Annotated in this window: 11 protein-coding genes; 3 read left to right on the plus strand and 8 right to left on the minus strand. The window is 57.4% G+C overall.

The window, feature by feature from the left end:
- Positions 1–430: 430 nt before the first annotated feature.
- A complete protein-coding gene (locus tag JCM25143_RS13335) occupies positions 431–718 on the plus strand; it encodes a hypothetical protein (RefSeq protein ID WP_025861567.1) in 288 nt (95 codons plus the stop codon).
- 128 nt (positions 719–846) lie between these two features.
- Here the strand turns inward: JCM25143_RS13335 and JCM25143_RS22455 are convergent, their stop codons facing one another.
- Both JCM25143_RS22455 and JCM25143_RS13345 read right to left on the minus strand, forming a co-directional pair.
- Positions 847–1,410 (minus strand): hypothetical protein, encoded by a 564-nt coding sequence (locus JCM25143_RS22455; protein ID WP_159101652.1) that lies wholly within the window; start codon positions 1,408–1,410, stop codon positions 847–849.
- Entirely contained in the window at positions 1,316–1,777 is a 462-nt protein-coding gene (locus JCM25143_RS13345) for a hypothetical protein (RefSeq protein ID WP_025861570.1), read from the minus strand. The genes JCM25143_RS22455 and JCM25143_RS13345 overlap by 95 nt, the downstream gene beginning before the upstream one ends.
- A 339-nt stretch (positions 1,778–2,116) precedes the next feature.
- Here JCM25143_RS13345 and JCM25143_RS13350 point away from each other — a divergent pair, with 339 nt between their 5' ends.
- Together JCM25143_RS13350 and JCM25143_RS19705 are read left to right on the plus strand one after the other, a co-directional pair.
- Positions 2,117–3,322, plus strand: coding sequence for a glycosyltransferase family 4 protein (locus JCM25143_RS13350; RefSeq protein ID WP_051543371.1), 1,206 nt, complete (start codon positions 2,117–2,119; stop codon positions 3,320–3,322).
- A gap of 9 nt (positions 3,323–3,331) precedes the next feature.
- Entirely contained in the window at positions 3,332–4,480 is a 1,149-nt protein-coding gene (locus JCM25143_RS19705) for a glycosyltransferase (RefSeq protein ID WP_234395264.1), read from the plus strand.
- Between the two features lie 156 nt (positions 4,481–4,636).
- On the opposite strand, the gene JCM25143_RS21655 is transcribed toward JCM25143_RS19705, so the two are convergent.
- From JCM25143_RS21655 to JCM25143_RS24275, 6 genes are all read right to left on the minus strand, one after another.
- A complete protein-coding gene (locus JCM25143_RS21655) occupies positions 4,637–5,317 on the minus strand; it encodes an LptF/LptG family permease (protein WP_025861572.1) in 681 nt (226 codons plus the stop codon).
- Positions 5,245–5,691, minus strand: coding sequence for a hypothetical protein (locus JCM25143_RS21660; RefSeq protein ID WP_148300145.1), 447 nt, complete (start codon positions 5,689–5,691; stop codon positions 5,245–5,247). The genes JCM25143_RS21655 and JCM25143_RS21660 overlap by 73 nt, the downstream gene beginning before the upstream one ends.
- Before the next feature lie 7 nt (positions 5,692–5,698).
- Positions 5,699–6,904, minus strand: a complete 1,206-nt coding sequence (locus tag JCM25143_RS13375) for an LptF/LptG family permease (protein WP_025861575.1) — start codon at positions 6,902–6,904, stop codon at positions 5,699–5,701.
- Positions 6,901–7,617: an LPS export ABC transporter ATP-binding protein gene (lptB, locus tag JCM25143_RS13380; RefSeq protein ID WP_025861576.1), complete on the minus strand. Its 717-nt coding sequence runs from the start codon at positions 7,615–7,617 to the stop codon at positions 6,901–6,903. Before lptB ends, JCM25143_RS13375 begins: the two co-directional genes overlap by 4 nt.
- 2 nt (positions 7,618–7,619) lie before the next feature.
- Complete coding sequence (locus tag JCM25143_RS24270) at positions 7,620–8,102, minus strand: glycosyltransferase family 4 protein (RefSeq protein WP_234395266.1); 483 nt, start codon at positions 8,100–8,102, stop codon at positions 7,620–7,622.
- Positions 8,069–8,731 (minus strand): glycosyltransferase family 4 protein (locus tag JCM25143_RS24275; RefSeq protein WP_234395267.1); only part of this gene is annotated, 663 nt, incomplete at its 5' end. The genes JCM25143_RS24270 and JCM25143_RS24275, both read right to left, overlap by 34 nt.

Genomic DNA, 8,731 nt, shown 5'->3' on the forward strand with positions numbered 1-8,731 from the left:
TAGAAACATAATTGTATCAATATGTTTCAAATGAAACTTTCCTTAAAAATAAATTCCATATTTTCTGCGCAGCAGTAAATATCGCAGGCTAATACCTGTGGGATAACCTTATATATCGGTGTCCTGCTAGTAGTTGCGATAGGCTATAACTGCTTATTTTGTCTCCACTGTGAGGGGCAAGATATTTTTTATCTTAATGCTCTCTGGCAATGAAGCCTGCAAGGGCTAAGTGATTTTCCGCTTCTTGCGGTGGCGTTATAGTTTCTGGCGCGACTATGATGGTTAGGAATTAACGGCAGATGGCTCCAGAAGTCATAATGAAAATTTTCGAATTTCTGTAATTCAAATATTTCATATACACGTAAGTCTATGAAATTAAATTATAATACATATTCTGCTACTATGTGATGTGAGTTGCAAAAGTTGTAGCGTGTCGGAAATTAGCGATCATCTGAAAGCCATTGCCACCGCGACGAAAGAACAGGCCTCTGCTTTGCAGGATGTCAATAATGCCGTTGCGACCATTGATCAGGGCACACGCCAGAATGCCGCGATGGTTGAGCAGACCTCTGCTGCCAGCACTAACATGGCCGGGCAGGCCAGCCAGTTGCGTGGTTTCCTGTCGGCGTTCCGGCTGGAGGATTTTCAGGCCTCTGCCCAGAAACAGGAACCGGCTCGCAAGCACGATGGTGTGCTTGCGTTACAGGATGGGGGGTAACATTCGGGCGTTGTTGGCTACCCTTCCTGCTGTCAGTCAGGGTAAGAGGGGCAAGGCGCGTTCCTTGCCCAGTGGTATGAGGGTTTTTGGGCGCTTGCTTTGTTGAACGCCGGGGCGGGGGGAGAAGCTTAGCCCTCGTTTTTTTTCTTACCCAGACGGGTCTGCCAGATATATTCCACCAGCCATGGCAGACCGATCAGCAGGTAATCCAGTATCTGTTGCAGGCTGGTCATGATCATGAGCACAGTTGCCAGTCCCGCCTGCGGTACATTCAGAACCTTGGCGGCACTGATCCCCAGCCAGACAAAAACAAGGTCTTTGGATGGAAGAAAGGGAATGCGCGTTATGAAAAGGCGTAGAGCAACAATTTCAAATGACAGATAGAATGAATAGAGCGAAGACGCGCAAAAAATGATCAGCATATCCAGCGTGAGAGCAGATGCTGAGCGGAAAAGATGAATAAAGAAAACACCGGCCAGTTGTTGTTTTGAAAAGCTACCCTCTTTTCTGCCAGAGTTAAGGAAGAAAAGAGCCGGGATAACAGGCAGAAGAATAACCAGAATTGTCGCCAGCTTCATATTCTGGGCAATAATACCGCTAATGGCGGGTGAAGACAGCAGCAGATAAAGTGCGACAGCCAGGAAAACAACAAACCCCGCAACGCCGGACAGCAGCAGAGTCCTTGACGGCATGGAAGAGCTGCGAACGCGTAACCGCCCTATTTTTGGTCATCCAGTTATAGAGGTAGGTCTCTCCTGAGTATTCCAGCACATTGGTATTCAGGACCCGCTTGCGGAACAGAATGACGAGAGGGACCGAGTTTTCCGCACCGAGAAGCAGCCTGAAGATCATTTTTTCTGTCAGGGGCAGAAGAAAGAAAGCCGGGATCTGGAGTGCGTAAAAAACCGGGTTGGTCGGAAGGGCATGGATAAGGGCATGCCAGCCTATTTTCTTAAGTTTTAGGCCAATAAGCGTGATGAATATCAGCGGAAATACATAGAGAAATATTTGCTTGATGACCTGGAAAATTCTGGTCGCGGTAGGGCTGTTCAGGATCATGGTGTTTTCTCCTGAAAATGGGTCAGTCTGTCAACGCGGAATAAGGATTGGAAAAGACTGTAATAAAATTTGACAGGTTGAAGTTGTTATATTTGGGCATACTGCGCGGCATGCAGTCTGCAGCTTGTGGATTGATTTAAAAGCATTTCAGGGGAGATGGTCAGGGTACTAAGTTATTGATCCGTAAAAGGGACAAAAACAATTTTATATTCCTCAGGATGCGGTTTTGTGCCACAAGCGGCAAACCTGAAAATGATGAATTTCTGTTAGGGAGCTTGAACAGACGTTAATATGCAGGTCGCATCGTATAATGTGGATGTCGAGGGTAGAAGTGGTATCTTGAAGGCGTCCAAAACGTCGAAGGCGTTTACCTTTGCTGGTGAGCCCGGCCTTCTGCCGAACGGACGGCGGATGCGCGTGGCTATCGTCGCCAGTTCCTACAATTACATCCGCGATGGTGTTGCCCTGACGTTGAATCGTCTGGTGGAGCATTTGGAAAAAGCGGGCGTGGAGGTTCGTGTCTTCACGCCGGTTAACAAGAAGAAACAGGCTTTCCAGCACCATGGGCAGATTGTGCCCGTGCCGTCCATCCCTTTGCCGGGCAGGTCTGATTACCGGCTGGCCTTTAGCCTGCCGCAGGCGGAAATCGAGGCTTTCAAGCCCGATATCATTCATGTGGCGCTGGCACCGGACTGGCTGGGGTACTCTACCCTGCGTATGGCCCGCAGGCTTGGTGTGCCGCTCGTGGCCTCGTACCATACCTGCTACGAAAAATACCTTGAGTATTACGGGGTGGCCAATCTTTTCACGCGGCTGCTGAAAAACTACCTCAGCTCGTATTATGCTACCTGCAAGGAAGTTTACGTCCCCACGCAGTCCATGATTGATGAACTCCGTCAGGGCGGGCAGCACGATAACTTTATCCTGTGGCAGCGCGGCGTTGATGCTGATCTGTTCAACCCGGCCCAGCGTTCGCAGGCGTGGCGTGAGTCACTCGGTATCGGGCCGGATGAAGTGGTTGTGCTGTTTGTCTCACGTCTGGTGCGCGAGAAGCAGTTAGCAACGCTGGCTGGCGTGTTTACCCGGCTCAAGGAGCAGGGCGTGCCGTTCCGCAGCCTCGTGGTGGGGGATGGTCCCGAACGGCAGATGCTCGAACAGGCCTGCCCGGATACGATCTTTACCGGCACATTACAGGGCGAGGAACTGGCCCGGGCTTATGCTTCGGGCGATATTTTCGTCTTCCCCAGTGATACGGAAACATTCGGCAATGTGACGCTGGAGGCCATGGCTGCGGGACTGCCCTGTGTCTGCGCCAGTGCGCCCGGTAGCCAGTCGCTGGTGGTAGATGGCGAAACCGGCTTTCTGGCCACGCCGCGTGATGCCGATAGCTTCACCACCTATGTAAAGCGCCTGCTGGAAGACCCGGAACTGCGGCATCGCATGGGGCTGGCGGCGCGTGAGCGGAGTCTGAGCTTTTCATGGTCTGTGCCCATGGAAATGCTGCTGAACCGTTACCGCAAGCTGGTTGACGGAACTAAGGCGTGAAAATTGCCGATGTTTCGGAGTTTTACGCCCCGCAGCGGGGGTGTAAAAACCTACGTAGAGGCCAAGTTCCGCGCAGCGGAAAGGCTGGGCCATACGCTGGTGGTGATCGCACCCGGCCCTGAAGACAGGGTGGAGCCAAGGCCCGGCGGGCGTATTGTCTGGGTTAAAAGCCCCGCCATGCCAGCAGACCCGCGCTACCGTATGTTCTGGAAGGCCGAGCCGGTCTGGCGTGTGCTGGATCAGGAAAACCCCGATATGCTGGAGGGGTCATCCCCTTGGCGGGGCGGCTGGCTTGCCGGGCAGTGGCAGGGTAAGGCACCCCGCGCCTTATTCATGCATGCGGACCCGGTTGCGGTATACCCACAGACCCTACTGGGCGGTTTTTTGTCCGAGAAAACCATTGATGGTTTTTTTGGTTGGTTCTGGCGCTATCTGCGCCGGCTTGATGCTTCCTATGACTGCTGTGTGGTGGCGGGCCAGTGGCTGGCCGACCGTTTTGCCCGGCAGGGACTGGAGCGGATCGAGGTTGTGCCGTTTGGCATCCGGGGCGGGGAATTCAGTCCTGACCTGCGTGATGAGACCCTGCGCACGTCCATGCTGGCGGCCTGTGGGCTAGATAGTAGCGCCACCCTGCTGGTGACGGTGGGGCGGCATCACCCGGAAAAACGTGTCCCTATGCTGATGCGTGCCCTGAGCATGGTGCCAAAGGGCCAGCCTGTTGGCCTGTATATTATTGGTGATGGCTTGCAGCATGCCAAAGTGCGCAAGCTGGCGGCGGGTCTACCTCATGTCCATATTGCCGGTGCGGAAACAGACCGTGTCAGGCTTGCCCGTATGATGGCCAGTGCCGATGCGCTGTTCCATGGTTCTACGGCGGAAACCTTCGGGTTTGTGGTGGCAGAAGCCCTGTGTTCCGGCACGCCGCTTATTGTGCCAGCTGCTGGTGGCGCGGGCGATCTTGCCCGCCCGGCCTATGCCGAAACCTACAAGCCGGGCGATGCGCAGGATGCCGCGCGGGCCATTGTACGTTTTGCGGCACGTGACCGTAAGGCCCTGTCAGCCGCCGCGTATGAGGCCGGTTTGCAGGTGGGTGACATAGACAGGCATTTCGACAGGCTTTTTGCCCTGTATCAGAAACTGGTGGACCAGAAGCGCTAGCTCTGGCCCATTGGCTTTGCCTTTAACAACAAGGCAAAACAGCGCGGCAATATCAGGCCGCGCGTTCCGTTTTCCATAATGTATAGGCGGCAACAGCCAGCGCAGTACAGGGCACGAAGCCGCCTGCAAGCCATGCCGGGATAACGGCTGTCTGCCCTAGCAGCACGCATACGCGTGTCGTGGCATGCGCGCATATCCCCATGCCAGAACGCGGCCCGCCCTGCTGGCAGTTACAGTATAGGGAATAAGCGCCGCACTCAGCACATAAGCCAGCAGCGCCATGGCGCCGGGTAGCACAAAGGCGGCGTAAAGCGAGGCCAGCCGTGTTTTGTAAGGGGCTGCGTCATACCCTTCGCCCCCATGGCGGGCAAGAGTGCGCAACGTGTGAATGGGGAGATACTGTACCTCGATCCCGTATACGCTCAGCCATTGCGGAAAAATGCCAAGGTCGCGGGTGATTTCCGCATCAGGCACCGGCGTGACCTGCGTGGGTGAGAAGGCATCACCCTTCCATGTGCTGGGCTTGAGCAGGTGCCACTGGTCAGATGCGGCATCATACCGCGCGATCGGTGCCATATCGATTTCCACAAGCTGGAAATTGCTATCGAAGCGATAGAAGCTCAGATCATGCAGGATTGCGGGCGGCCCGTAGGCGATACGGGTTGAGATAAGCCCCTTGCGACTTTCAATCCAGATTGTGCCGCTGGTCTGGCTACGGTCAAGGCGTTGGGCATCACGGCCGATGTGCTCCCGCATCTGCTCGGTTATGGCCGCAGGCCCAAGGCAGCCATCCAGAACGAAGGTGGCAGGGCCAACCAGCACCCCCAGCAGCAGCACAGGCAGAGGCTTTTGAGCGGCGAGCGTCCCGCATTGGATACGAACAGCCGCTCACCCGAACGGGTATGGGCCATTTCCGTCAGCCAGACAGCCAGAAAGGTCGTGAACGGCATGAGCGGGGCCATAAGCCCCGGTATACGCAGCAGGCAGAACACCAGCAGGTTGCGTGCGGCCCCGTGCCCGCCTGCGTTCATGACCGCGTTCATCTGTGGCCACAGGTCTATGGTCAGGGCAACAGATAGCAGCACGCTGGCGATAATGGCGACATTACGCAGATACGCCACAAGGATAAAGCGGGTGAACAGGCCGAATGGCGCCAGACGGAAGCGCTTGCGTGGCGTATCGGACAAGGGGGGAGCAGAAGGAGTGGTCATGATGCGCTCACGCCCGGAAGAGTTGTGGCAGCAGCAGGCGGCTGCTGGTGGCGCGGAGCTGTAGTAGTAGCAGACCGCTTATCAGCGCGGTGCAGCCCAGCATGGCGGCGGTGGATACCCATACGCCATGGGGGATGACAAACCCCATGAACCATTGGGTGACAACATTGCAGCTCATGAGCAAAAGACAGCCCGCAGGAAGGGGCAGGGCGCTGTTGCGTTGGGTTGTCTGGCTGAGTGCGACAAGAGCCACCAGTGGTGCCAGCAGGCAGAGCAGCGCGCGGGCAAGACGCTCCATAGCGAGGCGGGTTGCCGCAGGGCGCTCGATTTTCTTGATATTGGGAAAATACAGTTCCGGCAGCGTCAGTTCCGCGCCATCGGCATCGCGCGGGGCAAAGGGTATGATGTCGTCCAGCGACAGGGCCTTGTAAACCTTGTCTGCCGTGACATTGTCCTGCGCATCGTCACAGCAGGGGGTTTCTGCCCCGGATGTGTCGGTAATGGTGAAGATACGCGAAAGCATCTGGCTCAGATTGACGGCCAGCAGCTTCTCGGGGGCAAAACCCGTGGCGTGCAGCCCTTCAGCCTGAATGATGCGGAAATGCGTTTTGTCCACAGGTTCATGAATGAACAGGGCTTCATGCCCGGTAGGGGTAGGCTGTGTGTGGTCGGCCGCAACACGGCTTGGAATATAGAGGGTGCGCTTTTGTGAGAGAAAAAGCTGGCTCTGGGGCGAAGGGGTGATCAGGTAGTGATAGGTCGCGTTGAACAGGACAAGCCGCTGGCTGTAAAGGGCGGCGGGATTGATCAGACCAGATGAGGTGATAGAGCAGATCAGAGCTACTACGGTAACTAGGCCAAGCGGCTTCATACATGAAAACGGGCTCTGGCCACTGGCACATAGCACCAGTAGTTCGCGGCTTTCGCGCATGGTCAGCACGGTACGATAGACCGCCACCGTCAGCACCAGCGGCAGGGCAAGGTCGAGAATCTGCGGGGCGCTGAGCAGGAAAATCAGCCCCGTATCCAGCACCGATACATGGTTGTGAATCACATCACGGAAAATCATGGGGACGCGCTCAGCCAGAAAAATGGCTTCGATCACGCCCATGGCCATGGCTGCCTGTAGCAGCACCGAGCGCAGGAACTGGCGCACATACAGGGTTTTGAGCCAGTTTCTGAAACGGGTCAGGCGTGAGGCGGCGTGTGTCACAGCGTGTTTCCCTCGCCCAGATAAACACGGCGCACGTCGGGGTCTCGCGAGAGTGTGGTTGGGTCGCCCTCGGCCAGAACCCGGCCGGATTCCACAACATAGGCACGGTCCACTAGCCGCAGGATATCCATGGCGCTGTGGTCGGTAATGAGTACGGACAGGCCCTTATCCGTCAGGTGGCGCAGCAGGCCCGTAACCGTGCCGGTATTGAGCGGGTCCACCCCGGCGAAAGGTTCATCAAACAAGGCAATGACGGGGTCGCACGCCATGCAGACCGCGATTTCGCACCGGCGTCTCTGCCCGCCCGAGAGTAGTGCCGTGCGGCGATGGCGTACGGTCTCAAGGCTGAATTCTTCCAGCAACGCATCGCGTTTTGCCGCCCGCTCCTTGCGCGAGGCCGGGCGGGTTTCCAGCACCAGATCCAGCGTTTTCTGCACGGAGAGCGTGCGCGGCAGAAAAGAGGTTTGCGGCAGGTAAGCCAGACCATACTGCGCACGCAGGTGAAACGGCATGCGTGTGACATCCACACCATTGAGTGTGACCGTACCCGCATCGGGCTGGAGGATACCCGTCAGCAGGCGGAAGGTGGTGGATTTGCCCGCACCGTTGGGGCCAAGCAGGCCGACAATTTCACCATGCCCGACATGCAGGCTGATGTTCTTGATGATTCGCTTGCCGTTGACGGTTTTTTCAATGTCCTGCACGCGCAGCATGGTCAGCCAGCCTGTTCACGCGCGCGGGCGGGTACGAGGGTTGCATAGGCATCGGCATAGTGCTGGCACATAGTCTCGATCGAGCATGATTGCTCAATAAAGGCCCGGGCCTGCGCGCCCATGGTGTGTGCCATGGCGGGTGAGCGGCTGGCCTCGCGCATGGCGGCCACCAGTCCGTTTTCGCTCTGTGGCGGGGCCAACCAGCCTGTAATGCCCGGCTGTACAATTTCCGGCACGCCGCCGCTGGCAAAGGCCACAACCGGGCGGCCCATGGCCATGGCTTCAAGAATGGTCAGACCCAGCGGTTCATCGCGTGAGGCGCTGACACTGGCATGCACCTGTGCGGTGGCTGTTCTGGGGTCGGGCAGATAGCCAAGGAAGCGCACCCGCTCCGCTATACCCAGCGTGCGTGCGAGTTGTTCCAGTGCCGGGCGCTGGCTGCCATCACCGGTTACGACCAGATGGCAGCCGGGTAGGTGCGCCATGGCGCGAATGACCAGATCAACCTGCTTCCAGGCTTCAAGCCGGCAGGTAATGCCAAAGGTGAAAGGCTGTCAGGCGGGAAAGGGGCAGGGGTAAAATAATGCTGATCCACGCCGTTACGGGCAACACGCAGGCGCGGCACCATGGTGGGTGCGTGCTTGGCCACAAAGCGGCGCACATAATCGCTTACGCATACAACCATATCGGTATTGCGCAGCGCCCAGCGGCGGAACAGCGCGCAGCTTGGGTCGGTATAATGGTGCAGCCCGTGCTCGGTTCGTAGAACCGGCACACCACATAGCTTGGCCGCCCTCACACCGGGAATATGCGAGGCATAGGTGTGCACATGCACAAGATCGGCCTGCTCGGCCCGGATGGCGCGGGCAATCCAGCGCATATCAACAGGGCCGAAGGAGCGCCACAGATAGGCCAGCGGGTGCAGCGCGGAGGGGCCGTGATCGTGTATCCGCAGCCCGGCATCGCGGAACAGCGCGCGCAGCCGTGGGTTAGGGGTGAACAGGGCAAGGGCGTGGGTGGCCCCGGTCTGCTCCGGGCGGGTCGCAAGGTCGATCAGCAGCCGTTCGGCCCCGCCGATATCGCCTGCCACCACCACATGCAGCACCCGCACGGG

Origin of the sequence: Acetobacter papayae JCM 25143 (assembly GCF_000613285.1) — a bacterium.
GTDB lineage: Bacteria > Pseudomonadota > Alphaproteobacteria > Acetobacterales > Acetobacteraceae > Acetobacter > Acetobacter papayae.

Bases quoted from the DNA above. Each gene is read 5' to 3' on its own strand.
- JCM25143_RS24270 (WP_234395266.1), bottom strand. From the start codon at position 8,102: ATGGCGCACCTACCCGGCTGCCATCTGGTCGTAACCGGTGATGGCAGC.
- JCM25143_RS21660 (WP_148300145.1), bottom strand. From the start codon at position 5,691: ATGACCACTCCTTCTGCTCCCCCCTTGTCCGATACGCCACGCAAGCGC.
- lptB (WP_025861576.1), bottom strand. From the start codon at position 7,617: ATGCTGCGCGTGCAGGACATTGAAAAAACCGTCAACGGCAAGCGAATC.
- JCM25143_RS13345 (WP_025861570.1), bottom strand. From the start codon at position 1,777: ATGATCCTGAACAGCCCTACCGCGACCAGAATTTTCCAGGTCATCAAG.
- JCM25143_RS22455 (WP_159101652.1), bottom strand. From the start codon at position 1,410: ATGCCGTCAAGGACTCTGCTGCTGTCCGGCGTTGCGGGGTTTGTTGTT.
- JCM25143_RS19705 (WP_234395264.1), top strand. From the start codon at position 3,332: ATGTTTCGGAGTTTTACGCCCCGCAGCGGGGGTGTAAAAACCTACGTA.